This is a genomic window from Frateuria flava (assembly GCF_017837635.1).
GTDB classification, from domain to species: Bacteria; Pseudomonadota; Gammaproteobacteria; order Xanthomonadales; family Rhodanobacteraceae; genus Frateuria_A; species Frateuria_A flava.
In genome coordinates this window covers 1-16074 of record NZ_JAGJRS010000004.1, presented here as the reverse complement: position 1 = coordinate 16074, position 16074 = coordinate 1, and the positions used below count along the sequence as shown (strand labels likewise).

General features: G+C 68.4%; 11 protein-coding genes. 6 read left to right on the top strand and 5 right to left on the bottom strand.

All coding sequences use genetic code 11. The features are described from left to right. Positions 1-114 precede the first annotated feature (114 nt). Together J7I44_RS01845 and J7I44_RS01840 are read left to right on the top strand one after the other, a co-directional pair. Positions 115-1146, top strand: a complete 1032-nt coding sequence (locus J7I44_RS01845) for an SDR family oxidoreductase (protein ID WP_245187860.1) — start codon at positions 115-117, stop codon at positions 1144-1146. Between the two features lie 4 nt (positions 1147-1150). Continuing rightward, positions 1151-1618 (top strand): DUF421 domain-containing protein, encoded by a 468-nt coding sequence (locus J7I44_RS01840; RefSeq protein ID WP_209614915.1) that lies wholly within the window; start codon positions 1151-1153, stop codon positions 1616-1618. A 50-nt stretch (positions 1619-1668) separates the two neighbouring features. Here J7I44_RS01840 and J7I44_RS01835 read toward each other — a convergent pair whose 3' ends face one another. From J7I44_RS01835 to J7I44_RS01820, 4 genes are all read right to left on the bottom strand, one after another. Next, complete coding sequence (locus J7I44_RS01835; protein ID WP_209614913.1) at positions 1669-2079, bottom strand: hemerythrin domain-containing protein; 411 nt, start codon at positions 2077-2079, stop codon at positions 1669-1671. Then, entirely contained in the window at positions 2076-3899 is a 1824-nt protein-coding gene (locus J7I44_RS01830) for a putative bifunctional diguanylate cyclase/phosphodiesterase (RefSeq protein WP_209614911.1), read from the bottom strand. The genes J7I44_RS01835 and J7I44_RS01830 overlap by 4 nt, the downstream gene beginning before the upstream one ends. 132 nt (positions 3900-4031) lie before the next feature. Next, positions 4032-5138, bottom strand: a complete 1107-nt coding sequence (zapE, locus tag J7I44_RS01825; RefSeq protein ID WP_209614909.1) for a cell division protein ZapE — start codon at positions 5136-5138, stop codon at positions 4032-4034. Between the two features lie 91 nt (positions 5139-5229). Then, positions 5230-5919, bottom strand: a complete 690-nt coding sequence (locus J7I44_RS01820) for an alpha/beta hydrolase (protein WP_209614907.1) — start codon at positions 5917-5919, stop codon at positions 5230-5232. 54 nt (positions 5920-5973) lie between these two features. Between J7I44_RS01820 and J7I44_RS01815 the strand changes: the two genes are divergently transcribed. Next, a complete protein-coding gene (locus J7I44_RS01815; protein WP_209614905.1) occupies positions 5974-6564 on the top strand; it encodes an acyl carrier protein phosphodiesterase in 591 nt (196 codons plus the stop codon). A gap of 121 nt (positions 6565-6685) precedes the next feature. Here the strand turns inward: J7I44_RS01815 and J7I44_RS01810 are convergent, their stop codons facing one another. Beyond that, positions 6686-7207, bottom strand: a complete 522-nt coding sequence (locus J7I44_RS01810) for a c-type cytochrome (RefSeq protein ID WP_209614903.1) — start codon at positions 7205-7207, stop codon at positions 6686-6688. Positions 7208-7522: 315 nt separating this feature from the next. On the opposite strand from J7I44_RS01810, the gene J7I44_RS01805 reads away from it, so the two are divergent. From J7I44_RS01805 to J7I44_RS01795, 3 genes are all read left to right on the top strand, one after another. After that, positions 7523-8746 carry an efflux RND transporter periplasmic adaptor subunit gene (locus tag J7I44_RS01805; RefSeq protein ID WP_209614901.1) on the top strand — a complete coding sequence of 408 codons (1224 nt, stop codon included), beginning with the start codon at positions 7523-7525 and terminating at the stop codon, positions 8744-8746. A 190-nt stretch (positions 8747-8936) separates the two neighbouring features. Then, positions 8937-12179: an efflux RND transporter permease subunit gene (locus J7I44_RS01800; RefSeq protein WP_209614899.1), complete on the top strand. Its 3243-nt coding sequence runs from the start codon at positions 8937-8939 to the stop codon at positions 12177-12179. 579 nt (positions 12180-12758) lie between these two features. After that, positions 12759-15872 carry an efflux RND transporter permease subunit gene (locus J7I44_RS01795; protein WP_209614897.1) on the top strand — a complete coding sequence of 1038 codons (3114 nt, stop codon included), beginning with the start codon at positions 12759-12761 and terminating at the stop codon, positions 15870-15872. The last annotated feature ends 202 nt before the right edge of the window (positions 15873-16074 follow it).

Here is a 16074-nt window from a genome sequence, read left to right as displayed (position 1 = left end):
CCGGCAGGTCGTTCCGCCGAGTTGTCCCGACGAGCGCCGGCAACGCCGCGCTCACCTGTCCGCCACGAGTGCGTGCCTATCGTCGCGAGCCATGCCCAGCCACAACGGGAGCGGATGATGGCCACGACGAAGACCGCCAGGCGCGGCACCGGCACCGGCAAGGTGGTGGCGAAAGCGCGGCAGGTGCAGGCGCAGATCGACGCCCAGGACAAGCAAAAGCAGAAAGCCAAGGCGAGCAAGTCCGCGAGTACGAAGAGCGCCGCGAAAAAGCAGCCCGGCCAGACCAGCCCGCGGCCCAAACCGCGCCCACCGCTGCCCGAGCAGCACCTGAGCAAGCCGGGCAAGGAAGCGAAGCTCAAACCCCGCCCCCAATTCGAGGCGCCCGACTACCGCGGCAGCGGCAAGCTCCAGGACATGGCCGCGATCATCACCGGCGCCGATTCGGGCATCGGTCGCGCGGTGGCGGTGCTGTTTGCGCGCGAGGGTGCGGACGTGGCGGTGGTGTATCTGTCCGAGGACGAGGATGCGCGCGAAACCCGGCGCCACGTCGAGAAGGAAGGCCGTCGCTGCCTGCTGATCCGCGGCGACGTGAAGGACCCGGACTTCTGCGAGCGGGCCGTCCAGCAGACGGTCGAGGAATTCGGCGGGCTTGACGTGCTGGTCAACAACGCCGCCTTCCAGGAACACGCCGACACGCTGGAGGAGATCACCGAGGAACACTTCGACCTCACCATGCGCACCAACATCTACGGCTATTTCCACATGGCCCGGGCGGCGCTCCCGCACCTGCACGAGGGCAGCGCGATCATCAACACCGGTTCGGAAACCGGCTTGTTCGGCAACAAGCACCTGCTCGACTACTCGGCGACCAAGGGCGCAATCCACGCCTTCACCATGTCGCTGGCCAGCAATCTCGTCTCGCGCGGCATCCGCGTCAACGCGGTGGCACCGGGGCCGGTGTGGACGCCGCTCAACCCGGCCGACAAGCCGGCCAAACAGGTGGCCAAGTTCGGCCAGCAGAATCCGTGGGGCCGGCCGGCGCAGCCGGAGGAACTCTCGCCCGCGTACGTGTTCCTGGCCGCGCCCAGCTGTTCGAGCTACATCAGTGGCGCGATCCTGCCGGTGATGGGCGGCTCGACGGGTTGACGCGATGCACCTGTCCGATCCCTGGTGGCTATTCGCGCTGCGCGGGGCGGGCGTCTACCTCGGGCTGCTGATCCTGCTGCGGCTGCTGGGCAAGCGCTCCTTCGGCGAAATGACCACGTTCGACATCGTGGTGCTGACGCTGGTCGGTGGCACCCTGCGCACGGCGATCATCGGCGACGACAAGGCGCCACTGGCGGCGATCATCGGCGTGCTGGCGATCTTCCTGCTGGACAAGGGTGTCGCCTGGGCCTGCGCGCGCTGGCCTGGCCTGGACCGGCTGGTCGAAGGCAAGGCAAGCCTGCTGGCGCGCGATGGCAAGGTGATCGAGGGTTCGTTGCGCAGGCACGACATGTCCGAGGAAGCGTTCCGTCGCGTGCTGCGCGAAAAAGGCTTGCGTGAAGTGGGCGACGTCGCCGAGGTGCGGCTGGAGGCCAACGGCAAGATCAGCGTGTTGAAGGCTTCCAGGCCGTAGCGCGGGCGACTGGGTGCAACCTTGCAGCGTCGTCGTGGCCCCATCCCACCCTAGGTTGGTGGCGGGCCAATCGGCTCACAGTGTGCTTCGTAGGCCGGGTACAGCCGGCTCTCCTCGCGACCGATGCGCTGCTGCAGCACGGCCAGCAATTGAGCCAGGCTGCGCGAAAACGCCTGTGGGTCGGCATCACCTTCATGGTAGGTGTCGAAGAACGCCAGCAGCGCCGGGGTCAGTTGCTGCATCTCGCCGGCATAGCGGCGGGCGAGGCCGGCGGTCGACGGATGCGCCTGGAGTGCGGGATAGAGCCGGTTGTCCTCCAGATGAAGGTGCGCAAGCATCGCATGCCGCGCCTTGTGCAGCCGTTCGCGGCCTTCGGAGCCGGCCAGCCCCAAGCGTTGCAGCTCATCGAGCAGGGCGCGCAACTGCGCATGCTGGTCGCGCAGGACGTCCGTCAACCTCACGGCCCGCCCTCGTCGTCGCGCTGGTGCCACTCGGCCGTGCGTTCGAGCCAGGGCGGCACGGCCGCGGCCGGCAGCGGGCGCGAGACGAAGTAGCCCTGTACCTCGTCGCAGTCCATGCGGCGCACGGCGTCGTAGATGCGTCGGGTTTCCACGCCCTCGACCACCACGCGAAAGCCCAGATCGTGCGCCAGCGCTGCGGTGGAGCGCACGATCGCCGCGTCATGGCGGCTGGCGTCCATTGCACGCACGAAGGACTGGTCGATCTTCAGGCAGGTTGCCGGCATCTGCCGCAACGAGGCGAGGTTGCTGTAGCCGGTGCCGAAGTCGTCGATCGCGATGCCGGCACCGAGCTCGCGCACCGCCGCCAGGTGGCGACGGGTCGCGTCGTTGTGCGCCATCAGGGTGGTTTCGGTGAACTCCAGCTCCAATGTGCCCGGATCGACGCCGTAGCGGGTCGCCACGTCCTGCAGTCGGGTGACCAGGTCGGCGTCGAAATCGGCGTTGGAAATGTTGAGCGAGAGCCCAACGTCGCAGCCAGCGCGGCGCCAAGCCGCCAGTTGGGCGACGCCGTGGTCAAGCACCCAGCCGGTCAGCGAGCGCATCAGGCCTGCGCGTTCGGCCAGCGGCACGAACTGGCCTGGCGGCACTTCGCCCAGGGTCGGGTGACGCCAGCGCGCGAGCGCCTCCATGGCGATGCAGCGGCCGTCACTGAGGCGTACGCGCGGCTGGTAGTGCAGGTAGAGCTCGGTGCGCTCGGTCAGGGCGGCGGCCAGCTCGGTAACCAGGAAGAACTCCTGCTGGTGCCGCTCGTCCTGGCTGCGCTCGTACAACGCCCAGCCGCGCGGGTTGCGCTGGGCCGCGTAGGAGGCGCTCATCACCTGGCGCAGCGGATCGGCGCCGTCGAGCTGGCGCACGTCCAGGTCGAGCAGGCCGATGCCCGGTTGCAGCGTGAGCGGGATGTCCAGGCAGTCGAAGGGGGTACGCAGGCGGGCGACCAGTGCGTCGAGCTGGGTGGTTTCCAGCGGTTTGTCGCCATCGGGCAGTACCGCGGCGAACCGGGTGACGCCGACCTGGTAGAGATTCGTGCGCGGCGGCATCCAGTCTAGTACGCGCGCGGCCACGGCGCGCATCAGCTCGTCGGCATAGGGGAAGCCCATCGCACGCACGAACGCATTGAAGCGCTCCACCGGCGCCACTTCGATGGCAATCAGCCAGGCGCGCTGCGCGCCGTTCTTGTGGCGGCTGCGCAGGTCTTCGAAGAAGGCGCTGCGGTGGGGCAGCTGAGTGACCGGGTCGGTGCGGCCGAGGTAGCTGCCCAGCACCACGCCGGCACCGGCCAGCCGGGCGGCATTGCGCAAGGCAGCCAGTCCGGCCTCGTCCAGTCCGCTGCGCGGCGCATGGTCCATGACGCATAGCGCGCCGACGTGCCGGCCGCTCAGGGTGAACACCGGTTCGCAGGCGAAGAAGCGCAGCGTGGTCGGCGAGGGGCCGGTCAGGGGCGGGGTGTCGCGATAGCGCGCGTCGGCGGCGATGTCCGGCAGCACCTGGCCGGCACCGCGACGCGCGGCTTCCAGATAGAGCGGGTGCAGGACATGGGGAGCGCGCGGGCCGGCGTCGCGGCTGTACCAATAGGCGCTGCCGCTATCGAGCACCAGCGCGACCATCGCCACGCCCAGTGAAGCGGCCGCGAGGTGGGCGACCGAATCGAAGCCCGGAACGGTGTAATGGTCGCCCGCGGCCAACGGGCCTGTGTCGTCGCTGGCGGCGAACGCCCCATCCAGGGCCGTCGCCTCCAGCGCGTGTTCCACGGTCGTATGCATGGCGTTCTCCCTCCGGCCGACTTGGTGGGAACCGCTTGTAACCCCTCCGGCCAGAGTACGTCGGCGGCGTCCACAGCCGCAATGCGGAAAAAAGGAAGTGCGGCGGCCGACGGACCGCCCCCAGGTGACGGCCTATTCGGGGCGGTGCGGCAGCGCCAGGTAATCCTCGCTCTGCATCTCGATCAGCCGCGATTCGGTGCGGCTGAACTCGGCGCGGTGGCGCTCGCCGTCATACAGCTCGGTGATCGGCGCGGCGGCAGACAGCACGAGCTTGACGTGGCGGTCGTAGAACTCGTCCACCATCAACAGGAAGCGCCGTGCGGCGTCCTCGCTGTAAACAGAAAACTGCGGCACGCTGGACACGATGACCGTAGGCACCTGCCGTGCCAGTGCGATGTAGTCGGCCACCGCGCGCGGGCCCTCGCACAGCGCGTCGAACTCGAACCACAGCACGCCCGGCGCCCGGCGGCGCAATGGGATCGGACGGCCGTTGACGTCCAGCGCGCCGCCCTGGTGTGCCTCACCCTGCGCCTGGCTGGCGAAGATCCGCGCCAGCGCGCGCTCGGCCTCGGCGCCCGGCGGGGTCAGGTAGACCGGCGCCTGAGTCAGCGCGCGCAGGCGCCAGTCGCGTGGGGAGACCATCTCCACCACACGGCAGTGCCGCTCGATCAGTGCGATGGCGGGCAGGAAGCGGGCGCGCTGCAGGCCGTCGCGGTAAAGGTTCGTCGGCGGCGTGTTGGAGGTGGTGACCAGCGCCACGCCGCGGCGGAACAGGGCATCGAGCAGGTTGGCCAGGATCATCGCGTCGCCGATGTCGTTGACCAGGAACTCGTCCAGGCACAGCACGCGGCAGCGCCCGGCCAGGCCCTCGGCGACGGCCTCCAGCGGATCGGCGCGCTCGCCCAGTTCGCGCAGGTGTGCGTGAACCTCCCCCATGAAGCGGTGGAAATGGCGGCGCAACGCCACGCCGTGGGGCAGGCTGGCGGCGAACAGGTCCATCAGGAAGGTCTTGCCGCGGCCGACACTGCCCCACAGGTACAGCCCCGGTACCGGCGGATGCTCGTCGTCGCCGAACAGCGATTTCAGTCGCCCGAACAGCCCCCCGTTGTCCGGCGTGGCGCACAGCGCCGCGTGCATGCGGTCCAGTTCCGGCAGCACGGCGAGCTGCGCAGGGTCGGCTTCCCAGCGGTGGGCGGCGACGCCTTCGTGGTAGCGGGCGGAAGGGGTGAGGTCGGTCATGGAGATGGCTGGGACAGGTCAACGCCTCCCTCTGCATGCAGGGGGAGGTCGGGAAGGGGTTGCACGCAGGGGAGGGCGCCCGGGGCGCGCCTCATGCTTTCCGCAGCGGCGGCAGCCACGGCTGCACGGCGTGCTTGACCGCGCCGCGCAGGTCCATCAGCCGCCGATGGAAGAAATGGCTGGTCTCGGGCATGCGTACCACCTCGGGCTCGACCGGCAGGCTCTCGATCCAGTCGAACACCGCCTGCGGCTCGACCACTTCGTCGGCCTCGCCTTGCACGATCAGCCAGGGGCACTGCGGCGCGTCGATCTCGGTCAGCGCAAAGCGCCCGGCCGGTGGTGCGATGCTGACCAGCGCCGCGGCGCCCAGGCGCGCGGCGTTACGGATGGTCACGTAGCTGCCGAAGGAGAACCCGGCCAGCCACAGCACGTCGTCCGGGCGCACGCGGCGTACCCAGGCGACCACTGCGGCCAGGTCCTCGCCTTCACCGTTGCCCTCGTCGTAGCTGCCCTCGGAGGCGCCGGTGCCGCGGAAGTTGAAACGCACGGTGTCCAGACCCGATTCGCGCAGGCTGCGCTCGACCATCGTCACCACCTTGTTGTGCATGGTGCCGCCCTGCACGGGGTTGGGGTGGCAGATCACCGCCACGCCGCGGCGGGCGTCGGCGGGCTCGGCGACGTTGGCGATCGCCTCCAGCTTGCCGGCCGGGCCATCGAGCGCGAAGCTCGCTTCTTCCGCGGGAAACGAGGCCGGATTGTCGGGAATGGTGGTGGGCGTCATGCGCACAATGATAACCGTCGCGGTCGTGCACCGGCCGTGGTGCCGGGGAATGGCATGAACCATCTGGCCCATGCGCTGCTGGCCGGCGCCGACGAAGAGTGGATCCTGGGCGGGGTGCTGGGCGACTTCGTGCGTGGCGCGCCCGATCCTGCGCTGCCCTCGGGCGTGCGCGACGGCATCGCGCTGCATCGGGCGATCGACGGCTTCACCGATCGCCACCCGGAAGTGCTGTCCGCGCGCGCCCTGTTCGAACCGCCGTACCGGCGCTACGCCGGCATCGCCCTGGACATGTGGTTCGATCACTTGCTGGCGCGCGATTTCGCACGCTGGTCCACGCTGCCGTTGCCCGACTTCTCGAGCGCGTTGCGCGGGCTGCTGGACCGGCAGGACGCGCTGCTGCCCTCGACCGCACGACGTTTCGCGCACTACATGCGGGCCAACGACCTGCCCGCCGCGTATGCCGAACCGGAGATGCTGGATCGTGCACTGGCCGGCATCGGCCAACGCCTGCATCGCGACAACCCGCTGGGGCGGATGCTGCCGGTCCTGCAGGACCTGGAGGCGCCGCTGCAGGCGTGCTTCGACGCGTTCTTCCCGGAGCTGCAACGCTTCGCCACCCACTGGCGCCCCACCGCTCCCCGGTAGAAGCCCACTCGTGGGCGATGCTTCGCCGACGAATCCGACGGCATCGCCTCCGAATGACCTCCCGCGAAAAACGAAAACGCCGCCCGGAGGCGGCGTTTCGGTGCTGCGCGAACCGGCCGGCTTACTTGGCCTGGCCCACGATCCACTTGACCGTGCTGGCGACCTGCTCGTCGGTGAGCGAGGGCATGCCGCCCTTGGGCGGCATGAAGTTGCCGTCCGGGCCGTGGTAGCCCTCGATCGCGTGCTTGACCAGGGTGTCGATGCCCTGCGCGATGCGCGGGGCCCAGGCGGCCTTGTCGCCGAGCTTGGGCGCGCCGGCGACGCCGGCGGTGTGGCAGCTGTGGCACAGCCCTTCGTAGACCGTCTTGCCGTCGGTGCTGCCACCGAAGGCGACCTGCGAGGCGGCCGCCTTGGCGGCGGCGTCCTGCGCGGCCAGCATCGCGGCGCGGCCGGTGTCGCCGGCGTACACCGCGCCGGCCGGGGCCAGGCGCTCGGCGACGCGCTGCGCGGCGTGCGGGTTGGTTTCCTTCGCCGCGTGGGAGTAGATGCTGTAGGCCATGATCAGCAACACCAGCGCCAGTACGTGCAGACCGGCGATCAGCCAGCTGAACTGGCGGATGAAGCTCTGGTCCGATTTGGTCATGGAACCGCTCACGCAAGTAACTCCAGATAATCAGTGGACGTGCCGGCAAGCCTCTAAACTGGCCGGCGCGGGACAGACAAGACGCCGATTATAGATCAAAGCGCGCGCCATGGTTCAGGCCATGCCGCACGTGGCGCGATCGGGGCAAGGCCTCGCCGTTCGTGCGGTCGGTCACGTGTCATCGGTCATGGGGCACCCCTGTCAACTGGCATTGTCCAAGGCCGTTGCTGTAACCCTATGCTTTTCACAGGGTCGGCTCTGGCTGCGCGCGGCGTGGCCTGAAGGGGACCGACAACCATTCCGGGAGCTTTATCAATGTCGCGTTTTTGGAAGATCGCGCTGGTCGTGGTGGTAGTGCTGGTGCTGGCCGTCGTTGGCCTGCGCCTGATGCACAAGCCGGGCGGCCAGCCAGGGCAGGCCAATGCCCAGGACCAGGGCAAGGAAGGCCAGCAGCCGCCGGTGCCGGTCACCGTGGTGCCGGTGGCGCGCCAGGACGTGCCGGTCTACCTGACCGCGCTGGGCACGGTGCAGGCGCTCAACACGGTGGCGATCAGCCCGCAGGTGAGCGGCCGCCTGATCAGCCTTCAGTTCAACGAAGGCCAGCCCGTGAAGAAGGGCCAGGTGCTGGCGCAGATCGACCCGCGCAGCTTCCAGGCCACCTATGACCAGGCCGTGGCACGGCTGCACCAGGACCAGGCGCAGCTGGCCACCGCCAAGGCGAACTACTCGCGCAGCCAGGAACTGGGCCCGAAGGGCTACATCGCCAAGCAGGACCTGGACGCGTTGCACAACACGGTGCGCCAACTTGAAGCGACCCTCGCCTCCGACCAGGCGCAGATCCGCGACGCCGAGGTGCAGCTGGGCTACACCAAGGTGGTTTCGCCGATCGACGGCCTGGCCGGCATCCGTGGCGTGGACCCGGGCAATGTGGTCACCACCACCAGCACCATCGTCACGCTGACCCAGCTGCACCCGATCAACGTGATGTTCAACCTGCCCGAGCAGAACCTGGACATGGTGCGCCAGGCCGCGATGGGCGAAGGCGAGCTGTCGGTGGCCGCGCTCGACCGCGGCGACGCGCACGTGATCGCCGATGGCGGCGTGCTCAAGGTGATCGACAACCAGATCGACGCCAGCACCGGCACCTTCCGCCTGAAGTCGGAGTTTCCGAACCAGAACAATGAGCTGTGGCCCGGCCAGTTCGTCAACGTGCGGCTGAAGGTGCGCACGGTCGGCGGCGGCCTGGTGATTCCGGCGCAGGCGGTGCAGCGCGGGCCGGACGGGGACTACGTCTACCTGCTGCAGCAGGACAACACGGTGAAGATGCAGCCGGTGCAGGTCGCGCAGGAAGTGGGCGACAGCGCGGTGATGATCGCCAGCGGCCTGACCCAGGGCCAGAAGGTCGTCACCGAAGGCCAGTTCCGGCTCAAGCCCGGCAGCAAGGTCAATCCGCTCAAGCCTGGCGAGGTGCCACCGGCACCGACCAAGGAAGAGCTGGAGAAGGCAAAGAAGAGCGGCGGCGGTCGCCGCGGGCACTGATGACAGAGGCGACCCCGGGCCTGAAGCGCGCGGTCGCCGGAAAAATAGCCGTTCGCCCCGAGCCTAGGCCGCAGGCCGAAGTCGAAGGGCAGCCCTTCGACTTCGCTGCGCTACGCTCAGGGCGAACGGTGGTTGGGTTGCGACCACGGATGGCGCGCGCCTCCACCTAACAGACAGACCGGATTCCCCCATGGGCTTCTCCACCCTCTTCATCCGCCGCCCGATCGCCACCTCGTTGCTGATGGTCGCGGTGTTGCTGCTGGGCGTGCTCGGCTACCGCCAGCTGCCGGTGTCGGCGCTGCCGGAGATCGACGCGCCCAGCCTGGTGGTAACCACGCAGTACCCGGGCGCCAGCGCGACCACCATGGCGGCGCTGGTGACCACGCCGCTGGAGCGCCAGCTGGGCCAGATCTCGGGCCTGTCGATGATGAGCTCGGATTCTTCCGCCGGCCTGTCGACGATCATCCTGCAGTTCAACATGGACCGGGACATCGACATCGCCGCGCAGGACGTGCAGGCGGCGATCAGCTCGGCCAAGGGCACGCTGCCCAACAACCTGCCCTATCCGCCGGTCTACAACCGCGTGAACCCGGCCGACGCGCCGATCCTCACGCTGATGCTCACCTCCGACAGCCGCCAGCTGCGCGAGGTCAACGACCTGGCCGATTCGATCATCGCGCAGAAGCTCTCGCAGGTGCAGGGCGTGGGCCTGGTCTCGATCGCCGGCAACGTGCGCCCGGCCGTGCGCGTGCAGGTCAATCCCTCGCAGCTGTCCAACCTGGGCCTGACCCTGGAGGACGTGCGCGCCGCGCTGCAGGCGGCCAACGTCAACGCACCCAAGGGCACGCTCAACGGCGCCACCCAGAGCTACTCGATCGGCACCAACGACCAGCTCACCGACGCGGCCGCCTACGCGCAGACCATCATCAGCTACAAGGACGGCGCGCCGGTACGCCTGAAGAACGTCGCGCGCGTGGTCGACGGCGTGGAGAACGACCAGCTCGCCGCCTGGGCCAACGGCAAGCCGGCGGTGCTGCTGGACATCCGCCGCCAGCCCGGCGCCAACATCGTGCAGACGGTCGAACAGATCCGCGCCGTGCTGCCCTCGCTGCAGGCGGTGCTGCCGGCCGACGTGCACCTGGACGTGTTCGCCGACCGCACGGTCACCATCCGCGCCTCGGTGCATGACGTCGAACTCACCCTGCTGCTGACCATCTGCCTGGTGGTCGCGGTGATCTTCGTGTTCCTGCGCCGGCTGTGGGCGACGATCATCCCGTCGATCGCCGTGCCGCTGTCGCTGATGGGCACCTTCGGCGTGATGGCCTTCACCGGCATGTCGCTGGACAACCTCTCGCTGATGGCGCTGACCGTGGCCACCGGCTTCGTGGTCGACGATGCGATCGTGATGATCGAGAACATCGTGCGCTACATCGAGCAGGGCAAGAGTGGCAAGGAAGCGGCCGAGATCGGCGCCAAGGAAATCGGTTTCACGGTGCTGTCGCTGACCGTCTCGCTGATCGCCGTGTTCCTGCCGCTGCTCTTGATGCCCGGCGTGACCGGTCGCCTTTTCCACGAGTTCGCCTGGGTGCTGACCATCGCGGTGGCGATCTCGATGCTGGTGTCGCTGACGCTGACGCCGATGATGTGCGCCTACCTGCTCAAGCCCGACCAGCTTCCGGAAGGCGATGACGCGCACGAGCGCCATGCCGCCGCCGGCAAGCGCGGCGTGTGGCTGCGCACGGTCGACTTCTACGGCCGCACGCTGGACTGGGTGCTCGACCATCGCCGCCTGACCATCCTGGTGGCGGCGGCCACCGTCGTGCTCACGATCATCCTCTACGTGGTGATCCCCAAGGGCCTGCTGCCCGAGCAGGACACCGGCCTGGTCACCGGCGTGGTGCAGGCCGACGAGAACGTCGCCTTCCCGCAGATGGAGCAGCGCACCAAGGCGGTGGCCGAGGCGTTGCGCGCCGATCCGGCCGTGTCCGGCGTGGCGGCCTTCATCGGCGCGGGCACCATCAACCCCACGCTCAACCAGGGCCAGCTTTCGATCGTGCTCAAGGACCGCGGCGACCGCGGCGGCCTGGATGAAGTGATGCCGCGGCTGCAGAACACGGTCGCCAATATTCCGGGCGTGGCGCTGTACCTGAAACCGGTGCAGGACGTGACCCTGGACAGCCGCGTCGCCGCGACCGAGTACCAGTACTCGCTGTCGGAGGTGAACTCGGCCGACCTGGCCAAGCGCGCCGAGCAGATGACCCAGGCGCTGCGCCAGCGGCCCGAACTGGCCGACGTGGACAACAACCTGGCCAACCGGGGCAACGCGCTCAAGCTCACCATCGATCGCGAGAAAGCCAGTCGCCTGGGCGTGCCGGTGCAGACCATCGACGACACGCTGTACGACGCCTTCGGCCAGCGCCAGATCTCGACCATCTTCACCCAGCTCAACCAGTACCGCGTGGTGCTGGAGGTGGCGCCGGAGTTCCGTTCCAGCCGCGACCTGCTCAACAAGCTGACCGTTCGCGGCAACGGCTCGGGTGCGCTGACCGGCTCGAACGCGACCAGTTTCGGCCAGCTCACCTCGGCCAACTCGGCGACACCGTCGGGCATCGGCAACACCGGCAACGTCGGCTTCCAGATTGGTGGCGGCGGCACCATCCCGATCGCGTCACTGGCGACTGCCGAGGTCACCAGCGCACCGCTGGTGGTCAGCCACCAGCAGCAGCTGCCCGCGGTGACGATCTCCTTCAACCTGGCGCCGGGCTACTCCCTGTCGCAGGCGGTCGATGCACTCCATGAGGTCGAGGCGCAACTGGACTTCCCGCCGCAGGTGCGCGGGCAATTCATCGGCAAGGCGGCCGAGTTCAACGCCTCGATCGGCGACGAGGTGCTGTTGCTGCTGGCGGCGATCGTGGTGATCTACATCGTGCTGGGCGTGCTGTACGAGAGCTACATCCACCCGCTGACGATCATCTCGACGCTGCCGCCGGCGGGCGTGGGCGCGCTGCTGGCGCTGATCCTGTGCGGCATGAGCCTGTCGGTGGACGGCATCGTGGGCATCGTGCTGCTGATCGGTATCGTCAAGAAGAATGCGATCATGATGATCGACTTCGCGATCGAGGCGCAGCGCGACGGATTGAACGCGCGTGAGGCGATCCGCCGCGCGTGCCTGCTGCGTTTCCGGCCGATCATGATGACCACCGCCGCGGCCATGTTGGGTGCGCTGCCGCTGGCGCTGGGCAACGGTATCGGCGCCGAGTTGCGGCGGCCGCTGGGCGTGTCGATCGTGGGCGGTCTGCTGTTGTCGCAGCTGGTCACGCTGTACACCACGCCGGTGATCTATCTCTACATGGAACGCTTCTCCGACTGGCTGCGGCTGCGCCGCGAGCGCCGGGCGCTGGAGCGCGCCGAGGCCGACGCCCGGGCGGTGTGACGCTTTGAGCCGGTGCCGGTGCGTTCGCCGCACTTGGCGCCCTCTCCCCTCCGGGGAGAGGGCTGGGGTGAGGGGCCGGGGCTCGCGGGGATGTTCGCAGGAACGCTGGCCTGCTTTCCGTTCTAGCGCGGCCTTCCCGCGACTTGGCTCGCCTGCGGCGGGCTTCCGATCGCCTGCCGGCGCTCGGGTCACTTTCTTTGCTGGCCCAAAGAAAGTAACCAAAGAAACGGGCTGGCTGAGCCCGGTGAGGGATAAGAGCTAGGTGCCACCTCGCCTTGATGGGTGTGCCTCCTGCTCTTAGAGGAGCTGCCGCCGCTTTGCCGCGGGCGCTCGGGAGCTGAGGCCAGGGAGGCACCCGGCGGGTTGGGTGGTACCGCACGTTCGCCGCACTTGGCTCCCTCTCCCCTCCGGGGAGAGGGTTGGGGTGAGGGGCCGGGGCTCGCGGGGCACAAGAGGCCTTTCTCTGAGGATCTGTTGACTCCGGATGCGTCGCGCGGATCAACCGATCGGCACGATGCGCGTTAGCACGGCGATGCCGCGTATCCTCCTTCCCTTTGTCTTGTTCCTCCCCGCCACCGCATGAACCTTTCCGGCCCCTTCATCCGCCGCCCGATCGGCACCTCGTTGCTGGCCATGGGCGTGTTGCTGGCAGGCCTGATCTGCTACTCGCTGCTGGGCGTGTCGGCGCTGCCGCAGATGCAGTTTCCGGTGATCTTCGTGCAGGCGCAGCAGGCCGGCGCCGACGCCAGCACCATGGCCTCGACAGTGGCCGCGCCGCTGGAGCGGCATCTTGGCCAGGTGCCGGGCATCGAGTCGATGCGTTCGCACAGTTCGGAAGGGCGCGCGGTGGTGTTCATCATGTTCCGCGGCGGGACCAATCTGGACTCGGCGGCGCGCGATGTGCAGGCGGCGATCAATGCCGCGGCGCCGGACCTGCCAACGGGCCTCAACAGTCCACCCAGCTACGAGAAGGCCAACCCCAACGACGACCCGGTGATCGCCTTTGCGCTCACCTCCGATACCGAGTCGGCCGCCACGCTCTTCAACGTCGCCGACTCCCTGCTGGCGCAGCGGCTGCGCCAGCTGCCCGGCGTGTCGCAGGTGGAGATCGCCGGCGCGGCGACACCGGCCATCCGCGTGGACATCGACCTGCACGCGCTCAGCGCTATGGGTCTGACGCCGGACCAGTTGCGTAACGCGCTGACCGCAGCCAACGTCACCTCGCCGCAGGGCTTCCTGTCCAACGGCACGACCACCATGGCGGTCACTGCCAACGACCAGCTGCACACGGCCGATGACTTCGCCAGCCTGATCATTGCCGTGCGCAACGGCGTGCCGATCCGGCTGTCCGACGTGGCGCACGTCTACGCCGGCCAGCAGGACGCCTACCAGGCCGCCTGGTTCCAGGGCAAGCCGGCGGTGCTGATGTACGTCTACAAGAAGGCGGACGCCAACGTCATCGCCACGGTGGATGCAGTCAAGGACCAGGTGCCCGCGCTGCGCGCCTACCTCACGCCCGGCACCGTGCTGACCCCGTACTTCGACGGTACGCCGACCATCCGCGCCTCGCTGCATGAGGTGCAGGCCACCTTGCTGATCTCGCTCGCCATGGTGGTGCTGACCATGGCGCTGTTCCTGCGCCGGCTCGCGCCCACGCTGATCGCCGCGCTGACCGTGCCGTTGTCGCTCGCCGGTGCGTTCGTGGTGATGTATGCGCTCGGCTATACGCTCAACAACCTCACGCTGCTGGCGCTGGTGATCGCGATCGGCTTCGTGGTGGACGACGCGATCGTGGTGATCGAGAACGTGATCCGGCATATCGACCAGGGCATGCCCCGCTTCGAGGCCGCCTTGACCGGCGCGCGCGAGATCGGCTTCACCGTAGTCTCGATCACCGCTTCGCTTATCGCGGTATTCATCCCACTGCTGTTCGCGCCGGGCATCACCGGCATGTTCATGCACGAGTTCACCATGACGCTGGTCGCGGCGATCGCGATGTCCGCGCTGATCTCGCTGACCTTGACGCCCTCGTTGTGCGCGCTGTTCCTGCGCGGCCACGCCAGCGCCAAGCCCTCGCGGCTGGGCCGTGCGCTGGATCGCTTCCACGCCGGCATGCTGCGCGTCTACACCCGCTCGCTGGACTTCGCGCTGCGCCACGCGCTGGCGCTGTCGCTGACCCCGCTGGTGCTGATCGTGGCCACCTATTTCCTGTTCGGCGCGGTCAAGACCGGGCTGTTCCCGCGGCAGGACACGGGACTGATCTGGGGCCGCGCCAGCGCCAGCGCGACGGTGTCCTTCAAGGACGCGATCGCGCGCCAGGATCGCCTCACGCAGATGCTGCTGGCCGACCCCGACGTCAAGGCGGTCGGCTCGCGGCTGGGCATCAACTGGCAGGGCACCAGCGGCTCGTTCAACATCGAGCTGAAGACCCGCGCGGAGGGACGTACCGACGACACCTTCGCCGTGCTCGCCCGTCTCTCGGCCAAGGCCGACCGCTTTCCCGACCTGGACCTGCGCCTGCGCCCGATCCAGGACCTGCCCAGCGGCGGCGGAGGCGGCGGCAACCAGGGCGCGCAGTACCAGGTTTCGCTGCAGGGCGACGACCTGGCCCAATTGCAGCAGTGGTTGCCCAAACTCATCAACGCACTGAAGAAGAACCCCAAGTTCAAGGACGTCGGAAGCGACATCGACGACGCCGGCCTGCGCCAGAACGTGGTGATCGACCGCGACACCGCCGCGCGCCTGGGCGTGTCCGTCGGCACCATCGACGGCGCGCTCTACAACGCCTTCGGCCAGCGCCAGGTCTCGACGATCTACTCGGACATCAACCAGTACAAGGTCGTGCTCAACGCGCTGCCTTCGCAGACCGCCACGCCGGCAGCGATCAATCGCATCTACGTGCGCTCGGACAGCGGCAAGATGATCCCGCTGGGCGCGCTGGCGCACATGGAGCCGGGGCTTGCGCCGACCTCGATCACGCACGAGGACCAGCACACCACGATGGACCTGTCGTTCAACCTCGCCGAAGGCGTGAGCATGGGCGAGGCCATGGCGATCGTGCAAAGCACCGTCGAGGGCCTTCGCATGCCCGGCGACATCCGCCTCAATGTGGGCGGCGACTTCCGCCGCTTCATGGAGACCCAGAGCGGCATGGGCTGGCTGATCCTGGCGGCGATCCTTACCGTGTACATCGTGCTGGGCATGCTCTATGAGAGCCTGATCCACCCGGTGACGATCCTCTCCACGTTGCCGGCGGCGGGCGTGGGTGCGCTGCTGGCGCTGTGGCTGACGAACACCGAACTGTCGGTGGTGTCGCAGATCGCGCTGGTGCTCCTGATCGGCATCGTCAAGAAGAACGCGATCATGATGATCGACTTCGCGCTGGTGGCCGAGCGCGAGCACGGCAAGCCGCCGCTGGAGGCGGTGCGGGAGGCGTGCATCGTGCGCTTCCGGCCGATCATGATGACGACGATGGTGGCGATCCTGGCGGCGTTGCCGATTGCGATCGGGTTGGGCGAAGGGTCGGAGTTGCGGCGGCCGCTGGGTATCGCGCTGATCGGTGGTCTGCTGATCTCGCAAAGCCTGACGTTGCTCAGCACGCCGGCGTTGTACGTGATCTTCTCGTGCCTGGCGGCGCGCTGGCGGACTTTCCGCTCGAGGGGTCGCCACCGCAACGTGGTCGAGGCCTCCTGATCCGGCGGGGGAGGACCCAAGCGGTGCTCCCGGTTGCGGAATGATGCGAGTGAGCCTTCCTCTGCATGTGGGGGAGGGACCGGAGTGGGGCTTCCCGGGCGCGGGATGGTGCGCGTGAGCCTTCCCCCGCGAACGCGGGGGAAGCAACTGTGTTGCCGGTCAAGTGCTGTGGAGGGCCGGATCGAAGCGTTTGTTGTCCCTG